This window comes from Micromonospora sp. AB353, from assembly GCF_049538395.1.
GTDB lineage: Bacteria > Actinomycetota > Actinomycetes > Mycobacteriales > Micromonosporaceae > Micromonospora > Micromonospora aurantiaca.
This window is the reverse complement of record NZ_JBMVFV010000066.1, coordinates 1-19,307: the sequence shown is the minus strand read 5'-3', so window position 1 is coordinate 19,307 and position 19,307 is coordinate 1. Positions and strand designations below refer to the sequence as shown.

Sequence of the window (19,307 nt, the reverse complement as noted above, 5' to 3'; positions counted from 1 at the left end):
GCCGGCGCCACCGTCCCCGTCCGCGTACGCGCGGGTCCGCCGTCAGAACACGCGTGTACGGCGTGGACCGGACGCCAGGCCCGCGATCGGGCCGACGGCGCCGTCCCGGTCCGGCTGCCGGAGCTCGCCCGTGAGGTCGACGTCCATGACGGCGGGGCTGCCGTCCGCCTCCTCGAACTCCGCGTCGGCGCACCGGACCCGTTCCAGGTTCCGGCCGGTGACCACACCGATGCGGGCCTCGCCGAACGCCTCGGGAAGGTCCGTGACGAGCCAGACCGCGTCGCCCTCGTCGACGACCGTCGCGGTCGCGGCGCCCAGCACCACTGGCTCGTGCTCACCCTCGAACGGCCGGGCGCCGGCGGCGTAGGCGTTCGCGCGGGCGTACACCGGTTGTCGCACCTCGACGTACTTCTGCTGGTCGCTCGGCGGCTGGTCGGCGAGGCGGGCCAGGTACTCCGCGAACGACGCCGGATGCCCGTCGTAGCCGGCGGTGCCGGCCAGCGGCGGCCCCTCGCCCTCCGCACCCGGGCCGTAGGCCGCGCCCGGGTCGCCGCCCAGGAAGAGGTTCCCCACGTACCTGTCGTCGCCGCCGTAGATCACCGCGTAGCCGGCGACCTGGGTGCTGTGCGGCAGGTGGTACGGCGTCGCACGGTCCAGCACCGGCTCCAGCCGCACGGTGCCGCAGATCAGGTTGCAGACGAAGGCGCCGCCCTGGCTGAACAGCTCCAGCGAGGCGGGCGAGCCGAAGATGTTGTGCTCGACCAGGTAGGGGCCGTGGCTGACCTCGACGAAGAGGTCCCGGGAGTTGTCGTGGTAGACGTTGCGGGAGAGCCGCGTGCCCTGCGCCTGCCAGTCCAGCCACGTGCCGAGCGAGCAGTCGTGGATCCGGTTGTGCCGGATCACCACGTCGATGGCGGCGTGCAGCTTGATGCCGGCGATCTCGTACCCGTAGAACTCGCGCTTCACGCCGATGCGGTGGATGTGGTTGTCCTCGATGGTGGAGAACGCGCATCCCAGGTGACCCACTATCGCGTTCTGGCCGCAGTCGTAGATCGTGTTGCGGCGGATCACGTGCGAGCCGATGTGCTCCCGGTCCCACCCGATCCGGCGGGCCGCGAAGACCGACTCCACCTGGTACTGGTAGCCCGGCTTGTCACCGCGCAGAGCCGAGAAGTTCCGCCCGGTCGACCCCTCCTTTCCGATCGAGATCGCCGCGCACTTGGCGTCGTGGATCACGTTGTCCTCGATGACCCATCCCTTCGCCCAGCCGGGCCCGATCAGTCCCGGCTGGTCGGCGGTCGGCGGCGCCCACGGACTGGCCGCGTGCGCCAGCTCGAAGCCACGGACGGTGATGTAGTCCAGGTGCGGCTGGTCCGGGTAGAAGACGCTGCGGCGTACGTTGATCTCGACCAGTTCCGTGTTCGGGTTGGCGCCCTGGAAGTTGGCCCAGATCGTCGTCCGCTCACCGACCTCGGCGTACCAGACGAGCCGGGTCCGGTCGGGATCGTCCACCGGGCGGGGCAGCCTGGTCCAGTCGTCGACGACCTCGGTGCGGCGGGGTGGATCGTCGACCTCCGCCCGGCTTCCCACCTCGAAGAAGCTCAGGCCGTTCAGGTAGACGTCGCCGAGATGCCGGCGTGGCGCGCCCGGGCGGTAGACGATCCAGTCGCCGGCCACCTCCTCGGCGAACGGGTTGAACGAGCCGAACAGCGCGTTGTCGACGACCGCCCGCCACACCGTCCCGCCGAGCGGCTCCCAGCCGGTGACGCGCTCCGATCCCTTGATCACCACGTGCTCGCCCGGTGCCGCCTCGTAGGTGATGCGGCGGGAGTCGCTGAGACCGCCGTGGCGTGGCTTCACCCACTCGCGGTACTCCCCCGCGTGCACCACCACGGTGTCACCGGGTTGCGCGACCCCTGCGGCCCGGTTGATCGTCCGGAACGGCCGCTCGGCGCAGCCGTCGGCGCGATCCGATCCGCTTGTCGCCACATGGAACACGGATGTCACCCGGGGAGCCCTCCTCGGCGTTCGATGCAGATGCCGTCGCACACGCTCGGGTGCCGGGGCCGCGCGGCGGAACCTCACCCCTTGAACGCGCCTTCCATGATCCCCTGCACCAGACGGCGCCCGACGAAGACGAACAGCACCAGCAGCGGAATGGTGGCCAGGAAGGAACCGGACATGGCCAGACCCAGATCGATGTCCCGGTTCTGCTGCAGCGCCTTGATGGCGATCTGGACGGTGTAGTTCTCCGGCGACTTCAACACGATGAACGGCCACAGGAAGTCGTTCCAGGCGTAGACGAACGTGAACAGCCCCAGCACGTACGCCGCCGGGCGGACCAGCGGGAAGGCGATCCGCCAGAAGATCTGCCAGGTGGTCGCGCCGTCCACCCGCGCCGCCTGCATCAACTCGTCGTCGATGGTGCTGCCGATGTGCTGGCGCATCCAGAAGATGCCGAACGCGCTGACCAGCCCGGGAACGATCACCGCCTGGAGGCTGTCCACCCAGTCCAACTGGGAGATGATCAGGTACTGCGGCACCACTGCCAGCTGCGCCGGCACCGTCATGGTCAGCACGACGATCAGGAACAGCGTGTTGCGGCCCGGAAAGGACAGCTTGGCGAAGGCGAAGCCGGCCAACGCGCAGAGCACCGCCTGACCCACGGCGATCGTGGTGGCGACGACGAGACTGTTCAGCAGGGACTGTACGAACGGCACGATGGTGAAGACCAACTCCGCCAGGTGCAGGAAGTTGCCGCCCGGTGTGATCGTCGGCGGGAGGGTCGTCGCGGTGGCGGAGTCCGTCGTCGCCACCACGAACATCCAGTAGAGCGGGAAGACGCTGACGAACGCCATGAGCGTGAGCAGCGCGTACACCGGGATCGGGACGCGATTGGCCTGGCGCCGCCTGGTCCGCGCGGGCGCGGCGGTCGTGGGTGCGGGCTTCATGGGCGCTCCGAACGGATGCGGGTGGCCAGCAGATAGTTCAGTCCGGAGAACACCACCACGATGACGAAGAGGGCGACGCCGACCGCCGCGCCGTAGCCGAAGTGGAACTGCCCGAAGGACTGCTCGTAGAGGTAGAGGGTCACGGTCTGGCACTGCCGAGCCGCCCCGCACGTGAGGCCGCCCACCGGGTTGGCCAGCAGCGGTTCGGTGAAGACCTGCAGCCCGCCGATGGTCGACGTCACGACGGTGAACGCGATGATCGGCCGCAACGAGGGGACGCTGATGTGCAGGAACTGCTTCCAGCCGTTCGCACCGTCGGCGGCGGCGGCCTCGTACAGTTCCCGCGGGACCGCCTGCAGCGCGGCGAGGTACAGCAGTGTGTTGTATCCGGTCCAGCGCCAGGCGATCATCGTGGCGATCATGATGTGACTGCCCCACAGCGACGCCGTGAAGTCGATGTGGTCGAAGCCCAGCAGCCCGAGGAACCAGTTGATCATGCCGTAGTCCCTGTCGAACATCTGGGCGAAGACGATCGTCGTGGCCGCCACCGAGGTGACGTAGGGAACGAGCACCGACATCCGGAACAGGGCGGCCAGCCGCAGCCGCGCGTGGTTGAGCAGGTGCGCCAGGCCGAGCGCCAGGAGCAACTGCGGCACCGTCGACAGCACCCAGATGCTGAACGTGTTCCGCAGCGCACCCCAGAAGCGCGGGTCGTGCAGGAGCTCGGAGAAGTTGTCCAGCCCCACGAAACGGTGCTCACCGATCGGATCCCAGTCGAACAGCGAAATGTAGAAGGTGAACAGCAGCGGGAAGAGGCCGAAGATCAGGAACAACACGAAGAACGGCGAGATGTACGCGTACGGCGCCAGGAACTCCCGTACGCCCTGCTGGATCCGCCGGTTGCGAGCGGGCCTCCGGACGTCCTGTGGGGCCGGGGCCGGGCCGAGCATGGTGGTCAAAGCGTCACCCTCCCGATGGGCGGCGGCCGGGCGGTACCCGGCCGCCGCGCATCAGCCCTCGGTCATTCGCGTACGGCGTTCTTGACGTTCGTCAGCGCGGTGTCCCAGGCCTTCGCCGGGTCCACCTTGCCCTGCTCGACGCTGGTGAGCGTGTTGAGGAACTCGGTGCCGATGGGGCCGTCCTGCGGTCCGAAGTAGAAGGGCTTGATCCCCACCACCGACTGGGTGTAGATCTTGCCGATCGGTGCGTTGCTGAAGAACGGGTCGGTCTTCCCGACCAGCTGCGGGTCCGTGTAGACCGACGGGGTGGTGGGCAGCGATCCCTGCATCAGGAAGTGGTCGAGCTGCCCCTTCGGCGACTGCATCTCGGAGATGTAGTTCCACGCCGCCTTCGCGTTCTTGGCGCGCTTGGGGATGGCGAGGAAGCTGCCACCCCAGTTCCCCGAGCCACCGGGAATGGTGGCGATGTCCCACTTCCCGTTCGTCTCAGGGGCGTTCGTCTTCATCTGGCTGAGCATCCACGACGGCGAGCACACCACCGCGTAGTCGCCCTTCTTCATCGCCGCCGTCCAGCCGGACGAGAACGACCCCTGCTTGGCGGAGATGCCCGCGCCGAAAGCCTTCAGCGTCACGTCGAACGCCGCCTTGACCTGCTCGTTGTCGTAGTCCAGCTGGCGGTCGGCGGTGTAGTAGCGCTGGCTGCCCTGGTTGACCGCCTGGAAGAAGACGCTGGTGGGCGTGTTGTCCACGAACGGCTTCCCGGTCTTCTGGACGTACTGCTTACCGACGTTGATGAACTCGTCCCACGTCGGCCAGAGCTTGGAGACCGACTCCCGGTCGGTGGGCAGGCCGGCCGCCTTGAACAGATCCGTACGGTAGGCGACCGCCAAGCCGCCGACGTCGGTCGGCACACCGATGATCTTGCCGTCCTTCGTCGTCGACTGCGCCATCACCCAGTCGAGGTAGTTGCCCTTGATGTCGTTCGCGCCCAGCGTAGTGAGGTCGACGAAGTTGTCCGGCGACTGCATGAACTTCGGCAGGTCGTCGGCCTGGATCAGCACCAGGTCGGGCACCTTGCCACCGGCCAGCGCGGCGGTGAGCGCCTGCGCGGTTTCGGTCGTGGTGCCCACCTCGGTGAGCTTGACGCGCACATCCGGGTGCGCCTTGGTGTAGACGTCGACGTCGGCCTTCTGGTTGATGTTGGCGAACGACCAGAACTCGAAGGTCTTCGAGTCGGACTTGCCATCTGATCCGCCACAGCCGGCGAGGAGGAGCGCGACGGCGGCGATGACGGCTGCGGTGGTCCGGACGCGTTTCAACGGCCCTCCAGCGGTGTGATCGTGAGCGGCGGTGGTGGGGTGGCGGGTTCTCGCCGGCGCAGGGCACGCAGGCAGAAGCCGACGAGTGGCCGCACCGACGGGTCAGTCGTCGTCCCGTCGTCGATGCGCTCGCCGCCTCCGAAACTTATCGAGATATTTACATGCCATGATTTTGTGCGCTGAGGCTACTAACTGCCCCGTCATCCGTCAACAGGCCCGCTGCCAGCAGGAGAGGTCGACGGCAGGACGGAATCCTGATCGACACAGCGCCGAAAGTTTCGGAGCAAGGAGCATTACTTCGCGCGGAGGACACGGGCGACTGCCCCGTCCGGGGTCTCCGGTCACGTCGCCGGGACGGGACTGCCCCGGGAAGCCCGCATGTAGCACGCCGGTCTATCGGCCGTAGGTCGCCCGCATTCGCCAGTCGTCGAGGCGGGTACCGGCGATGCGGGCACCGTCGGCGGGGACGAGCGAGCGCTCAGACAGCGCGGCACCGAAATACCGGGCGCCGGAGTCACTCACCACCGAACGAGGATCCTGCCGGGCCGCGAGGACGGATCGCCCCAGTTCATCGAGGCGGAACTGTTCCGGGCCACCGACCTCGACCACACCGTTGGTCGGCACGCCGGTCACGACCTCGGCCACCGCGGCGGCGACGTCGTCCGCCGCCATCGGCTGGATCAGCACCGGCGCGAGGTGCACGGTGTCGCCGTCCGTGGCGGCGTCGACGATGCCCTGAAGGAACTCGAAGAACTGTGTGGCGTGCACAAGCGAGTACGGGAGCCCGGACGCGGCGATGAGCTTCTCCTGGGCGACCTTCGCCCGAAGGTAGCCGCTGTCCGGAAGCCGTTCGGAGCCCACGACGGAGAGCGCCACGTAGTGACCGGCACCGGCGTCCGCTGCGGCGGCAAGGAGGTTCCGCGTGGACGTCTCGAAGAACTCCAGCGCGGCGCCGCCCTCGAGCGACGGCGAGTTCGACACGTCGACGACGGTGTCGGCGCCGGAGAGCACGTCCGCCACTCCTTCGCCGGTGAGGGTGTTCACGCCGGTCTTCGGCGACGCCGGCACCGCCTCACGACCCTGGGCATCGAGCCTCTCCACGAGCTTGGAGCCGATGAGGCCGCTGCCACCGATGACGACGATCTTCATGACCGAGCCCCTCCCTGTCCGCATCGGCTGATTCCCGCTGACACCAGTAGGACGCAAACCCTGCGCGGTTGCAGGAATTTGCCGAAAGATCTCGACGCAGATTGCCCGGCGCCTGGTACCGACGTGGCAGCGTGATCCCATCCGATGCTCGCGGTCCCGATCCACGGGCGAGGTCAGGAACGGGAACCGCCTCGACCAGGTAGTGGTTGGCGGGTTCTCAGGGCGAGAGGGCCGGAATCAACGACGGGACGCTCACCGGGTGGATCAGCCGTCTGCTCCCGCTGCGGGCGGACCCGTTGGCCGCAGGCCAGTACGACGGCGATCCCTCCGAGTATCGCCCCCACCAACACCGTCGTCGCCACGCCGAACCCGGTCACCACCAGACCACCGACGAAAGCCCCTACCGTGATGCCGACGTTGACAGCGGCCGAGAGGGTCGCGGCCGCCACGTCGGATCGACCCGGCGCCACCTGGAGCACCAGACCGCCCAGCGCCGCTGTGAACGCGGCGAACGCCATGCCGGACACAGCGATCATGCCGACGGCCACCATCGGCTGCCGGCCGAAGGCGTACAGGACGAGTAGTCCCACGGTCTGCAGTGCCACGGTCACGACGAGGGCAAGCCACGGGTTGCGGTCGACGAACGCCGCCATCGCGAGTATGGCGAGGACGCTCGCCATACCGCGCGCAAGCAGGATGGCGCCGACGGACGTGGTGGCGAAGCCGGTGACCTCGGTGACGAACAGGGCGACATAGGTGTAGGCGGCGATGGCGCCGGCTGTCGTGAGGACGGCGATCACCACGAGCAGCCCGAACCGTCGAGCGTCGGGCGTCGCGCCGTGGGTGGCATGCCCCTCGCCGGGTCGCGTCGACGGCAGCAGTACGGCCACCACGGCCAAGACCACCGCGCCGAGTCCGGCCACCGTCAAGAACGACGCCCGCCAGCCGGCCTTCTCGCCCAGCCAGGCGCCGGTGGGCACGCCGACGAGCAGCGCGACGTTGCCGCCGGCGAACACCACCGCGACCACCCGCCCGCGCAGGCCGGGCCGAAACAGCTCGGCCGCAGCCGCCACGTCAGTCGTCTGACGCACCGACAGGTTCCACCGCTTCCGGGGCGGACGCGACGTAGCCCGTCAGAGGCTTGGCACCGCAGAGGCGCTGACACGCTGAGTCACCTCGCCGCCGGGTTCGGCATCGGCGTCGCCACCGCCCGGCGCTCCGTGCGTGAAGCCGTCGACCTGCTCGCGGCGTCCGCCGACGACTTGGCCACTGCCATGGGCCTATCCGCGTACCGGCGTACGCGATCCTCGATGGCACCCTGATACCCACGGACGCCTTCGGCGCCCCGGGCTTCTACCCGCTGAAATCGATCACGGAGAAACCCCTTATCCGGTCGGCGTGACGCGCCGCGTCGATGGAAGGTAGGACGAATCGGCCGGAGAGCCATGACCTTCTTGATGCGCGAGGGGCACTGCCTCCGGCCGGTCCGGGGCGGCGTGGCTTTCCGATGTGTCAGATCCGGGTCATGCTGGAGGCGTATCCGCCTCCTCCGGGGTAGGTCCATTCGCCGGTGACCGTGGTGCCGTCGGCGCTGAACGTGCCCTCGTAGTAGGCGGGACCGCCCTTCGCGCCGGCCCAGATGGTCAGCTTGTCGCCGACGAGTTCGTAGACGTAGTCGAAGGTGGTGCCGGCCGCGTCGTAGAACCGCGACACCACGTCCGCGCCGACCGGCTCGCCGAACGGGTGTAGGTGCCCGATGACCTCCAGACCGGTGACCGGCTGGTCAAACTGGTTGAGTTCCACGTGCTGGAGCAGGAAGAACCGGCCGGCCATCCACTCGTACCGCACGGTTCCCTGGGCACCACCGGTCACCGACCAGGTGCCGACCAGGCGGTCCAGGGCGGTCAGTTCGGCGCTCGGCTGGGTGTTCTCGAACATCGTGTCCTCCTCGGTAAGTGCTTGCCGGTACCTCGGAGGCGACCCCCGCACTTAGACGCTCATCGGGCATGACTCAGGTCACATCGCGGTCGTGTCGGAATCCCCGGATCGGCCACGAGGTAGCGGCAGAAACCCACCAAGGAGGAAGTCATGGCCACCGTCACCGCCACCGTTCCCGCCGTCTGCCGCTCGTCCGACCGGCTGCTCCTCGCTGGTGCCCTTGCCGGGCCGGTCTTCTTCGCCTCAGCCGTGACGCAGATGCTCACGCGCGAGGGCTACGACATCACGCGGCATCCGATCAGCCAGTTGGCCACCGGAAGTCTCGGCTGGATCCAGATCACCACGTTCGTGCTCGCCGGCCTCGGCGGCCTGACGCTCGCCATCGGCATCCGACGCACACTCACCGAGGGCATCGGCCGACGTGTGGTGCCGATCTTCGTCGGGATCTTCGGTGCCGGTCTCGTCGCGGCCGGGGTGTTCACCATGGATCCCGAGTACGGCTTCCCGGTAGGGACCCCTGAAGGGCCGGTCGACGAGATGTCCTGGCACAGCATCGCGCACTCGGCAGCGGCCGCCGTCGCCTTCACCGCGCTGGCCGTCGCCGCCATCGCGCTGACCGTTCGGCACGTCCGCCGTCGGGCCGCCCTGCCCGCGGTGCTGAACGGCCTCGCCGCGCTCATCCTGCTGATGCCGATGTCACAGAGCCACATGAGCATCCAGATCGCCGTGAACGGCCTGGTCGCCTTCACCTGGACGACGGTCGTCGCCCTCTCCCTGCGCCGTTCGAGTTGATCGGCGTAGCGTGATCCGAGGCCCGCGAACACGAGGAGAATGGTGAAGTATCTGCTGCTCAGCTACACACCGGCCGCCGCCTGGGACGCCGCGACCGCCGACGTTCCGTCCGAGGAGGCGCTGGCCGCGTTCGCCGCGTACCAGCGGTTCGAACAGGAGCTGATCGAGACCGGCGAGTTCGTCAGCAGCGAGGGACTCGGCCACCCGGCAGTCAGCACCACGGTCCGCAGGGCCCCGACCGGCGTGGTGGCGACCGACGGGCCGTTCGTCGAACTGAAGGAGGTCCTGGCCAGCTTCGCGGTGATCGACGTGGACAACCAGGAGCGCGCCGTCGAGATCGTCTCGCGGATGGTCGAGGTTCTGGGCGAGCCGATGGAGATCCGGCCGATCATGGGTGCGGACTTCGCGACATGACCCGCCGCCTCCAGCGTCGCCGGACGGCGGCAGACCCGGCGGGCACACGAACGGCAGCACCGGCGTGACACCGGACGTCGAGCACCTGCTGCGCGCCGAGACACCGCAGGTCCTCGGCGCGCTGGTGCGGCGCTTCGGCCACTTCGAAATCGCCGAGGACGCGGTACAAGAGGCACTGCTCGTCGCGAGCCGGGCGTGGCCGACGGACGGCGTGCCGGATAACCCGCGCAGCTGGCTGATCCGGATCGGGTACCGGCGGATGGTCGACCTGCTCCGCACCGACCAGGCCCGGCGCCGCCGCGAGCGGCACGCCGGCATGAGTGAGTTGGCGTCGCGGACCCGCCAGGCAGATCCCGCGCTGGAGACCGACGACAGCCTCACCCTCCTGCTGCTGTGCTGTCACCCCGCGCTGAGCCCCACCGCCCAGGTGGCGCTCACGCTCCGCGCAGTCGGCGGCCTGACCACCACAGAGATCGCACACGCGCACGGGACGACCGAGAACACCATGGGCGCTCGGATCAGCCGAGCCAAGCAGCAACTGGCCCGCGCCGGCGCCCGGTTCACCCCGCCGACCGACGCCGACCGCGACAGCCGGATGAACGCCGTCATGCAGGTGCTGTACCTGATCTACAACGAGGGCTACACCGCCTCCACCGGCGACGAACTCACCCGCGTGGACCTGACCCGCGAGGCGATCCGGCTGACCCGCATGCTCCACGACTCCCAGCCGGACGACCCCGAGGTGACCGGGCTGCTCGCCCTGATGCTGCTCACCGAGTCGCGACGCGCTGCCCGTACCGACGGCGACGAGTTGGTGCCGCTGGACGAGCAGGACCGGACACGGTGGGATCCCGAGCTGATCCGCGAGGGTGCCGACCTCATCGACAGCGTCTGGCGGCGGCGCGAGGTCGGTACGTACCAGCTACAGGCAGCGATCGCGGCCGTGCACGCCGCAGCCGCGTCGCCGGACCAGACGGACTGGCCCCAGATCGCGGCCCTGTACCTGGGACTGGAACGGCTCAGTCCGACTGCACCGGTACGCCTGAGCCGAGTGGTCGCCGTCGCGCACGCATACGGGCCGGACCGAGGGCTGGCGCTGCTCGACGACCTCAACCGGAGCTACCACCTGGACGAGAACCCGCTGACCCGGCAACGCGAACGCGCGATCCGCGCACATCTGCTCGAGATGACCGGCGACACGGCTTGCGCGGCGGCGCGGTATCGCGAAGCAGCCGAGCTGACCGACAACCAGGTCGAACAGCGATACCTCCAACGCCGAGCCCACCGCCTCGGCTGACCGATCGCCGGCCGGCGTCCGCACATCGGCAGTTGCGGAAACCCGGTCGAGCGGCCAACACACGGTCAGCGCCAGCCCCGGCCTTCGATCGATGGCCGGGCGCTACGGGGTACTGCCTCAATGATCAGGTTCCGGTTCGAGCTGTACCCACTGGACGAGGTGTCGTCGTGGGGCAGTGACCAGCCGAGGTTCCACTGGTCCGGGCTCACCGAGGGCTGGTACTGGCTCGAAGCAAGCGGGCAGGAGCTGCTGCGCCGCATCCGGCAGGTTCATCCGCATCTCTACGTCGACTACTACCTGGCCCGGCTCTGGTAGGACGTCATTGTCCTTACACCCGAGGTGCTAGAGCCGGTGCCCGACGACCTGCAGCCGTTCATCGCATCCCACCCCCGGGCAGTGGACGTGTGACCCGCTCGAGTTCCTGGCGAACCGGATGAGGAACGGACCGACGACGGGAACGCGGACGTGCCTGACCATCCAGTCGTCACGGCCGCGATCTGGCAGGGCCGGCACCGCCTGGACTTGAGGCCGTGCAGGCCCTCAACCGCGGTCCACCAGGCCAGGTTCCGCAACTTTCAGTCGGGGTAGCCCGTCAGCGCTTCGATGGCGGAGCACCAGAGCCGTCCATTCCCGAGCAGCCGGCGACGCTTGTGTCACCCGTCGTCGTTTGGCAGATCGGGCAGGGCGAGGCACAAGGCGTCCAGAGCCGCCGTGAAGGCGTGATCTGGCGGTGTTCCGTACCCGATGACCAGGCCGTCGCGCCGTGGCATCGTGCTGCCAGGGTGACGGTAGAGGCGCAGCCCGTCGACGGCCAGCCCCTGCATATGGGCCGCGCGCAGGGCCGCGTCCTCGCTGTCGTGGGGCAGGTCGAGGACGGCGTGCAGTCCTGCCGCTATGCCGCGGACCTTCACGTGCGGAGCCCGTTGAGCGATCGTGCGTGCCAGCAGATCGCGGCGGCGCCGGTACTTTTGCCGCATGTGCCGCAGGTGCCGGTCGTAGGCACCGCAGGCGATGAAGTCGGCCAGGGTGAGCTGGTCGGTGACACTCGACCACATCTCCCGCGGCCCTTTCGCGGCCAGGACGTCGTCGACAAGCCAGCCCGGCGTCACTATCCAGCCCAGCCGGAGCGCCGGTGACAGGCTCTTGCTGACCGAGCCGATGTAGACGACTCGGTCCGGATCGAGCCCTTGCACGGCGCCGACCGGTTGCCGGTCGTAGCGGAACTCGCCGTCGTAGTCGTCCTCCACGAGCAGTCCGCTGCAGGAGCGGGCCCAGTCGATGACCGCCGCCCGGCGTTCCGGATGGAGCGGGCCACCGGTGGGGAACTGGTGGGCCGGCGTGAGCATGGTGGCCCTGATACCCGTGCCCATCAACTCATCCACAAGCGCACCGTGCGCGTCGACAGTGAGCGGGACGGTTCCCAGGCCCGCGTCGTCCAGCAGTTCCCAGTGGAACCCGAGCCCGTAGGACTCCACCGCGACCGGGCCTTCCAGTACGCGGCCCAGCAGCTTGAGCGCGTGGGCGAAGCCTGAGCAGATCACAATCCGGTCGGGCTCGGTGCGTACACCCCTGGCGCGGGCCAGATACTCCGCGAGCGTCTCGCGCAGCTCCGGCCTCCCGCGCGGATCGCCCACTCCGAAGGCGTCGCTGGGGGCTGCGGCCAGAGCCCGGCGAGCAGAGCTGAGCCACGCCGCACGGGGGAAGGCCGCCGCGTCAGGCGAACTCGGCATCAGGTCGTGCAGGACGCGGCGGCGAACAGGTCGTTGTGGGCGAGGTGCCCGTTCCGTCCGCAGCGGTTCGGCACGGCGCGCGACCCGGGTTCCGGAGCCCTGGCGGGCGGAGAGCCAGCCCTCCTCGACGAGTTCGGCGTAGGCGTCGGCGACGGTGTTGCGGGCGATGCCCAGATCCTGGGCGAGCGTACGGTACGGCGGAAGCCGGGTGTCGGGGGCCAGCCGGCCGCAGCGGATGGCTTCCCGCAGCGCGTTCATGAGCCTGCCACGCAGGCTGCCCCCGCCGGAGAGATCGAGGTGAAGGTCGGTTCCGCCGGCTCGCTCCGAAGAGTCCTCGGAGGCTTCGGTCGCAGGGGAATTGGCCCACGTGTCTGCCATAGAAATGAACCATACCCCGGGCCATTTCTGCTCTTAGGTTCGAAGCATGACCACGTTCCAGGTACCTCACCGCATGAACTTCTCCACCGTCGCCCCCAAGGTCTTCAAGGCGGTCCTCGCCCTCGACGCCGCCGCCCGCGACGGACTCGACCCCGTACTAGTCGAGCTGGTGCAGATCCGCGCCTCGCAGGTCAACCGCTGTGCCTACTGCATCGACTACCACACCTCCGACGCCCGTAAGGCGGGGGAAAGCGAGGAGCGGATCTACCAGCTCTCCGCCTGGGAGGAGTCCAGCCTGTTCACCGAGAAGGAGCGCGTCGCGCTGGCCCTGACCGAGGCCGTCACCCTGCTCCCCGAGGGCGTGTCGGACGAGGTCTACGGGGAGGCCGCGAAGCATTTTGGCGAGTCGGAACTCGCCCAGCTCATCGCGCTTATCTTCACCGCCAACGCGTGGAACCGCATGAACGTCACCACGCGCAAGACGCCCGGCACACAGTGACCGATCGATCTCCCGCGGGTGGCGGCCCTTGTGCCGTGGCCTCCACCCGCGCCCTCCCATGACCCCAATCCTGACGAAGGGCTGATGTAGCCGTGACCGCCGTCGACATACCGGTGCCAGCCACCGGCCGTTCGCCCGTCAAGGGCTGGCTCGCCGTCCTCGCCGTGACCCTGGGCATCTTCTCTCTGATGACCTCCGAGCTGCTGCCGGTGGGCCTGCTGACGCCGATCGGTTCCGCGCTGAACGTCTCCGAGGGCATCGCGGGACTGATGGTGACCGTTCCCGGTGTGGTCGCCGCCATCTCGGCGCCCCTGGTCACCGTGGCCACCGGCCGCATCGACCGCCGCGTCGTGCTGGCGATTCTGATCGGTCTGGTGGGCCTGGCCAACCTGGCCTCCGCCTTCGCGGACAGCTTCGCGATCGTCCTGGTCGCACGTTTCCTGATCGGTATCAGCGTCGGCGGCTTCTGGTCCCTCGCCGGCGGCATAGCACTGCGACTGGTGCCGGAGAGGCACGTTCCGCGGGCCACCGCCGTGATCTTCGGTGGCGTGGAGACCGCGTCCGTCCTGGGAGTGCCGACCGGGACGATCATCGGTGATCTCAGCAGCTGGCGTACCGCGTTCGCCGTCGTGGGCCTCCTCGGACTGGTCTCCCTGGCCTGCATCCTCTTCCTGATGCCGAAGGTGCCGGCCGAGCAGACCATCGTTTTCTCCGACCTGCCGAAGGTATTCACGGGCAACGCGGGCGTGCGGGCCGGGATCGCGATCACCTTCCTGGTGATCACCGGTCACTTCCTGGCCTACACGTTCGTCCGGCCGGTCCTGCTCGACGATGGCATCGACGGGAGCCTGATCGGTGCCCTGCTTCTCACCTTCGGCATCGCCGGGATCTGCGGCAATTTCATCGCGGGAACACTCGTGGCCAACAGGCTGCGGCAGATTGTCATAGGCATCTCCGTGGTCCTCGCCGTGTCCATGCTGCTTCTCGCGCTGGTCGACACCGACACCGTCACCGCGGGCGCCATCATGCTCCTGTGGGGCCTGGGTTACGGGGCGGTACCGGTCACCTTCCAGACCTGGATCCTGGACGCCGCGCCGAACAACACCGAGGCCGCCTCCTCGCTGTACGTCTCCACCTTCAACCTGTCCATCGCGCTCGGCGCCCTCGCCGGCGGCCTCGCCGTCGACGGCATCGCCACCACGAGCGTGCTGTGGATCGGCGCCGCGCTCGCCATCCTGGCCCTGGTCGTGGTCGGCGGAGCCCGCCGCACCGCGGCGGCCTCCGCCGAGTGAGGTGCCAAGCCGACCGGCCCGAATCCCCGAACGGCCCGCCCCGTGCCGAATTCCCCCACGTCACGGGGACCGGCTCCCGCTATCGTTCTTCGCGGTCCTGGGCGGCCTCGATGACCTCTAACGCCATCCTGCTGTCCCGGCCGCGAACATCCGCTTATCGGCAGATCCGGACGCCACCTGGGCTCCATGAGCGTCCGACGTGGAGATGCGAGCAGGTCGGCAGCGTCCCTACCGGGCGCGGGTCCGGTGGGTCGACCCGACCCGATGACCAAGCGCCGCCTGTCCAAGTCAACATCGGTGGCGACACCGGAAGAAGCGCAGGCGCCCCTCCGGGGTCGGTCGGCTGCGGAAATCGTCACTCAACGCCGTGGTCGCGGCGGTGCGCCGCCAGCGCCCGCTGGTCCGGCCGGTGCGCGGGATCCGCCGTCGGCGGCAGTTCGACCCCGGCGAACTCGCCGTAGTGGTCGAGCCCTTCCGCAACCTGGACCCGGTACGAGTCGTCGATCCAGAGCAGCCCTTGGTCGAAGAGGTTGTGTAGATCTGCTCGGAGTAGAAGGCCGTTGGAAACCCGGTTGGTGGCCGGCCCGTCGTACGGCTCGATGTGCGCGGCCTGCAGCGCCGCCTCCACGCCGCAACCGCTGATCGCACAGCGGCCCTGGTACGCCTCGATGAGCCGGCGACGGAAGTCGGCCTGCCCCTGTCGGGCCGTCACCTGCGCCAGCCGCCGACGGCGGCCCTCCGGCAGTCCCTCGGGTTCGGGCGCCCGGGCCTCGTCCAGAATCTTGGCCAGGCGGTCCGACTCTACCGGCTGCACGGCGCGAACGCCCTGCACGACCTTCTCCAACACGTCTGCCCCTGCCACGCCGCGGCTGAGCAGGAAACGGGTCAGCGGCACCTCCCAGCGGATCTCCAGCCGCCACTCCGAACCGTCGCCGTCCGCGGAGATACGGGTCAGCCCAGGCGGTCCCAGCGGCCACGATCCGTCGGTGCGGGGTGCTGGCGTAGACCCAGATTCGGTCTCCGGCCCGGATCTGATGGAAGCAGGAGGAGAGGTGCCAGTCGTCGTATGCGCCGTCGGCTGGCAGGCTCCCAAACATGTCCAGCACGTCCTGGTCGTAGCCCCACGCCTCGGTGCGGTCGTTCACCGGATAGATCCACTCGGCGGCCGGCCGTGCGCGGCCCAGTACCTCGTCGACAAGCCGAGGGCTGTGCCCGGCGCCCTGCATGGTCCGCGCGGTGAGGAGGGTGGAGGTCAGGTGCCGGACTGCGGCGGCGAAGCGCTCGTCGGCGAGCGCCGCGACCAACTGGTCGTACGGACCGCACACTCGAACCTGGTCCGGTCCCGCGTCCTGGTAGTCCGACGGCTCCTCGGTGAGGCCTGGAAACTCCCGGGCCAGGGCACGGCTGATCGGCCAGTGCCGGCGGAGCACGGACCGCCGGACGATGACGAACCCCTCGGCCAGGTCCTGGTTCTCCGGATCGATCGGTTGGTGCAGAACGAAAGTCTCCATCGTTCGCATGCACACCGCGGACAGCCGGCGCGGGTTGCTCTTGGTGTTCGGTAGGCAGGAGAGGGTCCAGTACTCCCGCTCCGTGCCGGCCGGGTCGGTCACCGCGACGTTTAGGTATGCCCGGTTCGCCTCGACCACGGCGGCGTAGTACCCGCTCTCGCTCAGCCGTTCGAACTGGCTCTTGCCGTTGGCCACCATGCGCTTCGTCGACTCCTCGTCCCGGCCTTGAGGCCGACGACCCGAGCGCCCCCAAGTGGACGATGAAGGAATGGTGATGCTAGTAAATGCGCTAGGCGGATCGATGCCGTCGGCGAGAGCCGTGCCCAGAATGGGACCAACACCCGACGCGGAACGACCCGCTCGGGTAGCTGTCGTCACCGGAGCGCTCCTCTCGGTGGCACCCGCAGAGGTTGTCACGGTTTGGTGGACCGAAGCAGGCTGGGAAGCGACGACTCCGCCGAGCGATCAGAAAGGCAGGTGCCCCAGTGGCCCCGATCGAGGTCGCCGGTCGACCGGTGAACGACCCGCTCGGCGTCTTCGTCGACTACTGCAAGCGGCATGCCCGCACGGTCCGCGCCTACGACTGGCTGGCCGGCACGCATCCCGTGCTGACGCCGAAGCTCATCAAGGTAACTCGCGCACCGTACATGGGCAGCAGAATCAGCCGGGAACAGGAGCGCCACCTGCTCTGGCTGAGCGAGACCGCGCCCTGGGACGACGTCCCGCTCAACGCCCAACTCCGCGACGCCGACCCGATGCTCGACGACGGCTGCTACGACGGTGCGCTCCGGCTGTACCAACACTTCTTCCAGGAGAGTCCGCGAGGGCTCGGGCACGCGAAGGTAAGCAAGGCCCTGCACCTGGTGCGGCCTGGGCTGTTCCTCATCCTCGACAGCGCGCTGCTGCGGCGGTACCGGCGGGCTGCCGAGGGCGCGGCGCGTGAACTGCAGCAGGCAGGCAGCCGGCACGCACCACCGCGGCGGGCCTACTGGGCGGCATACCGCACGGATCTGCTGCGGGCCGCCGAGGGCCTCACGTTGTTACGGACCGCCGCGCGTCACCACGACGATCCGCTGGTCGCCGAGGCGGCGGATCGCCTGTCGGACGTGCGCCTGCTGGACATCCTCGCCTGGATGCCGGACCGAGGAGCTTCGGCGGCCTCGTGACGGTCGCCCCGGCGATGCCAGTGCCAAGAAGGTGGCCATGGGACGTCAGGATCGGCCTCAAGCCGATACGGTCGGTGATATGACCTTTCTGGACGCCGGCGAGGGACTGCCCACGCTCGGCAAGCTCGAACTGCTCGATGTACGGCAAGTCTGGAAGCACGAGGCGCACAGCTTCACGCCGTGGTTGCTGGCGAACGCGGATGTGCTCGGCGAGCTGCTCGGCATGGACTTGTTGCTGTCGTCAGCCGAGCACCCGGTGGGCGGATTCTCGCTGGACCTGATTGGTGTCGACGAGGCGACGAACGAGACGGTGATCATCGAGAATCAGCTGACGAGGACGGACCACGGCCATCTGGGGCAGTTGCTGACCTACGCCGGTGGGACGGATCCGGTCAACGTGGTGTGGATCGCGACCGAGTTTCGCGAGGAACATCGGGCCGCGTTGGACTGGCTGAACACTCGTACGGATGAGAACACGCGGTTCTTCGGTATCGAGATCAGCGCGGTACGCATCGGCGAGTCGGTGCCGGCGCCCCTCATGCGCCTGGTCGTGCAGCCAAATGACTGGGGCAAGAAGCTCAAGGCGCTCGCCAAGGGCGACACCACGGCAAGCGAACGAGCATTGACCTACCAGGAGTTCTGGACGAGGTTCCTTAAGGCGGTCCATGACCGCAAGCTCGGGTGGACGACGTCGACCAAGGGCTCGCCGCAGAACTGGCAGTCCCTGCCCGCCGGCATGAACGGCATGTCGTACACGTGCACGTTCGGCCGATCCGGCCTGTCGAGCGAGATCTTCTTTCAGGACCCCGATCCCGCGGTCAACGACGCGCGTTTCGCCGCCGCCCGCGCCAAGCTGGAGCCGACTTTCGGAAACACCCTGTCGTACGAACCACTACAGGCCAGGAAGGGCTGCCGCATCGCGGAGTACCGCAAGGGTGACATCAACAACGGGGACGACTGGCCCGAGTACATAACCTGGTTCATCGAGGCTCAGACCCGCCTTCGTACGGCGATAGCCGAAGCCGGTGGCCTGGCCCCGCTCATCACTGGCTAGCGGTGCACCATTCTCGGTGAGGCGAAGCGGCGAGGAGGCGGCATGCCACTGCACGAGATCGCCGACGAACACCTGCGGCGGCGCGACGCAGCCCGGTTCACCGCCCTCGGGCTCTACGATCGCAAGGACCTGCAACGGCTCCTCCGGGAACGACATCGCCATGCTCACCCCCGACCTTCTGGTCGTGGACGAGGAGCTCGGCAACTGGGAGGACACCCGGTGCCGGGTCGACCTACTCGCCGTAGACAAGGACGGGCATCTCGTGGTCATCGAGCTCCAGCGCACGGACGACGGCGGCCACGTGGGAACGAGGAGATTTGAATTCAGAAGAACCTCTTGTCGAGTCCTCTCAGGGCTTGTCATTGGTTGCCAAAACCCCTTGTTACCGAAAGTAACCACCGCAACGTCGCTATCGGTTGTCGCATTTGTTCGATGAGCTGAACAGATGCAATCATGCGGTGATCGCCACTTGTCACTGATTGTCAATCATGAGTGGAGGTTTTCGGGGGGTAAACGAGGGGCGACGACAGGTCATCACCAGGTCCACGGCGCCCCGGTCCCCCATCAACAGCGCACCCGTCAAAGTCCGGGGCGTCCACCCGGTCGCCGCAGTCGCGACCGTCGAGAACGGCCCACCCCGTTCATCGTGACACTCTGCTCGCAGGCATGGGGGTTCGTGTCGGTGCGGCGACGGCATCTGGGCATACATGGTCGTCATCAGAGACGATCTGGAACTGGCACCCAGGGAGCGATCGGCAAACGGACTGACGATGTCGTTGGATTCGGCTCGTGTGTCAGGGACGACGGCGCAGTGAGCGCAGCGTTGAAACCCCGTCGGTGGCGGCGAGCGCCCAGACC

17 protein-coding genes and 1 pseudogene are annotated in these 19,307 nt (G+C 68.4%); 9 read left to right on the top strand and 9 right to left on the bottom strand.

The features are described 5' to 3' along the window. Positions 1-42: 42 nt before the first annotated feature. From ACPCK6_RS22845 to ACPCK6_RS22820, 6 genes are all read right to left on the bottom strand, one after another. Positions 43-2,007 (bottom strand): right-handed parallel beta-helix repeat-containing protein, encoded by a 1,965-nt coding sequence (locus ACPCK6_RS22845; protein ID WP_423482172.1) that lies wholly within the window; start codon positions 2,005-2,007, stop codon positions 43-45. A gap of 74 nt (positions 2,008-2,081) precedes the next feature. Beyond that, on the bottom strand, positions 2,082-2,951 hold the full coding sequence (locus ACPCK6_RS22840) for a carbohydrate ABC transporter permease (RefSeq protein ID WP_396884157.1): 870 nt from the start codon (positions 2,949-2,951) through the stop codon (positions 2,082-2,084). Continuing rightward, positions 2,948-3,901: a carbohydrate ABC transporter permease gene (locus ACPCK6_RS22835; RefSeq protein WP_423482183.1), complete on the bottom strand. Its 954-nt coding sequence runs from the start codon at positions 3,899-3,901 to the stop codon at positions 2,948-2,950. Before ACPCK6_RS22835 ends, ACPCK6_RS22840 begins: the two co-directional genes overlap by 4 nt. A gap of 71 nt (positions 3,902-3,972) precedes the next feature. Next, a complete protein-coding gene (locus ACPCK6_RS22830; RefSeq protein ID WP_423482171.1) occupies positions 3,973-5,229 on the bottom strand; it encodes an ABC transporter substrate-binding protein in 1,257 nt (418 codons plus the stop codon). A 393-nt stretch (positions 5,230-5,622) separates the two neighbouring features. Then, complete coding sequence (locus ACPCK6_RS22825; protein WP_423482170.1) at positions 5,623-6,519, bottom strand: SDR family oxidoreductase; 897 nt, start codon at positions 6,517-6,519, stop codon at positions 5,623-5,625. A gap of 32 nt (positions 6,520-6,551) precedes the next feature. Continuing rightward, a complete protein-coding gene (locus ACPCK6_RS22820; protein ID WP_396884154.1) occupies positions 6,552-7,451 on the bottom strand; it encodes an MFS transporter in 900 nt (299 codons plus the stop codon). A 72-nt stretch (positions 7,452-7,523) separates the two neighbouring features. Between ACPCK6_RS22820 and ACPCK6_RS22815 the strand changes: the two are divergent. Beyond that, a pseudogene (locus ACPCK6_RS22815) lies at positions 7,524-7,711 on the top strand (helix-turn-helix domain-containing protein); the annotation flags it as partial. 179 nt (positions 7,712-7,890) lie between these two features. Here ACPCK6_RS22815 and ACPCK6_RS22810 read toward each other — a convergent pair. Further along, complete coding sequence (locus ACPCK6_RS22810) at positions 7,891-8,316, bottom strand: hypothetical protein (RefSeq protein ID WP_423482169.1); 426 nt, start codon at positions 8,314-8,316, stop codon at positions 7,891-7,893. A 150-nt stretch (positions 8,317-8,466) separates the two neighbouring features. Between ACPCK6_RS22810 and ACPCK6_RS22805 the strand changes: the two genes are divergently transcribed. From ACPCK6_RS22805 to ACPCK6_RS22790, 4 genes are all read left to right on the top strand, one after another. Beyond that, the gene (locus tag ACPCK6_RS22805) at positions 8,467-9,108 is read left to right on the top strand and encodes a DUF998 domain-containing protein (RefSeq protein ID WP_423482168.1); all 642 of its coding nucleotides are present in this window, start codon (positions 8,467-8,469) and stop codon (positions 9,106-9,108) included. 42 nt (positions 9,109-9,150) lie between these two features. Further along, complete coding sequence (locus tag ACPCK6_RS22800) at positions 9,151-9,522, top strand: YciI family protein (RefSeq protein WP_423482167.1); 372 nt, start codon at positions 9,151-9,153, stop codon at positions 9,520-9,522. A 64-nt stretch (positions 9,523-9,586) separates the two neighbouring features. Then, on the top strand, positions 9,587-10,819 hold the full coding sequence (locus ACPCK6_RS22795) for an RNA polymerase sigma factor (protein WP_423482166.1): 1,233 nt from the start codon (positions 9,587-9,589) through the stop codon (positions 10,817-10,819). Between the two features lie 120 nt (positions 10,820-10,939). Continuing rightward, a complete protein-coding gene (locus tag ACPCK6_RS22790) occupies positions 10,940-11,134 on the top strand; it encodes a DUF5984 family protein (RefSeq protein ID WP_423482165.1) in 195 nt (64 codons plus the stop codon). Positions 11,135-11,472: 338 nt separating this feature from the next. Here the strand turns inward: ACPCK6_RS22790 and pdxR are convergent, their stop codons facing one another. After that, positions 11,473-12,927 (bottom strand): MocR-like pyridoxine biosynthesis transcription factor PdxR, encoded by a 1,455-nt coding sequence (pdxR, locus tag ACPCK6_RS22785; protein WP_423482164.1) that lies wholly within the window; start codon positions 12,925-12,927, stop codon positions 11,473-11,475. A 46-nt stretch (positions 12,928-12,973) separates the two neighbouring features. Between pdxR and ACPCK6_RS22780 the strand changes: the two genes are divergently transcribed. Both ACPCK6_RS22780 and ACPCK6_RS22775 read left to right on the top strand, forming a co-directional pair. Beyond that, the gene (locus ACPCK6_RS22780) at positions 12,974-13,426 is read left to right on the top strand and encodes a carboxymuconolactone decarboxylase family protein (RefSeq protein WP_423482163.1); all 453 of its coding nucleotides are present in this window, start codon (positions 12,974-12,976) and stop codon (positions 13,424-13,426) included. Between the two features lie 92 nt (positions 13,427-13,518). Beyond that, positions 13,519-14,718 (top strand): MFS transporter, encoded by a 1,200-nt coding sequence (locus tag ACPCK6_RS22775; RefSeq protein ID WP_423482162.1) that lies wholly within the window; start codon positions 13,519-13,521, stop codon positions 14,716-14,718. A 355-nt stretch (positions 14,719-15,073) separates the two neighbouring features. On the opposite strand, the gene ACPCK6_RS22770 is transcribed toward ACPCK6_RS22775, so the two are convergent. Further along, the gene (locus ACPCK6_RS22770; protein WP_423482161.1) at positions 15,074-15,565 is read right to left on the bottom strand and encodes an HNH endonuclease; all 492 of its coding nucleotides are present in this window, start codon (positions 15,563-15,565) and stop codon (positions 15,074-15,076) included. Between the two features lie 1,149 nt (positions 15,566-16,714). On the opposite strand from ACPCK6_RS22770, the gene ACPCK6_RS22765 reads away from it, so the two are divergent. Then, on the top strand, positions 16,715-17,395 hold the full coding sequence (locus ACPCK6_RS22765) for a DUF6308 family protein (RefSeq protein ID WP_423482160.1): 681 nt from the start codon (positions 16,715-16,717) through the stop codon (positions 17,393-17,395). 79 nt (positions 17,396-17,474) lie between these two features. After that, a complete protein-coding gene (locus ACPCK6_RS22760; protein ID WP_396884150.1) occupies positions 17,475-18,449 on the top strand; it encodes a DUF4268 domain-containing protein in 975 nt (324 codons plus the stop codon). Positions 18,450-19,307: the final 858 nt, after the last annotated feature.

Bases quoted from the DNA above. Each gene is read 5' to 3' on its own strand.
- ACPCK6_RS22810 (WP_423482169.1), bottom strand. From the start codon at position 8,316: ATGTTCGAGAACACCCAGCCGAGCGCCGAACTGACCGCCCTGGACCGC.
- ACPCK6_RS22760 (WP_396884150.1), top strand. From the start codon at position 17,475: ATGACCTTTCTGGACGCCGGCGAGGGACTGCCCACGCTCGGCAAGCTC.
- pdxR (WP_423482164.1), bottom strand. From the start codon at position 12,927: ATGGCAGACACGTGGGCCAATTCCCCTGCGACCGAAGCCTCCGAGGAC.
- ACPCK6_RS22805 (WP_423482168.1), top strand. From the start codon at position 8,467: ATGGCCACCGTCACCGCCACCGTTCCCGCCGTCTGCCGCTCGTCCGAC.
- ACPCK6_RS22835 (WP_423482183.1), bottom strand. From the start codon at position 3,901: ATGCTCGGCCCGGCCCCGGCCCCACAGGACGTCCGGAGGCCCGCTCGC.
- ACPCK6_RS22790 (WP_423482165.1), top strand. From the start codon at position 10,940: ATGATCAGGTTCCGGTTCGAGCTGTACCCACTGGACGAGGTGTCGTCG.
- ACPCK6_RS22825 (WP_423482170.1), bottom strand. From the start codon at position 6,519: ATGGGATCACGCTGCCACGTCGGTACCAGGCGCCGGGCAATCTGCGTC.
- ACPCK6_RS22780 (WP_423482163.1), top strand. From the start codon at position 12,974: ATGACCACGTTCCAGGTACCTCACCGCATGAACTTCTCCACCGTCGCC.
- ACPCK6_RS22840 (WP_396884157.1), bottom strand. From the start codon at position 2,951: ATGAAGCCCGCACCCACGACCGCCGCGCCCGCGCGGACCAGGCGGCGC.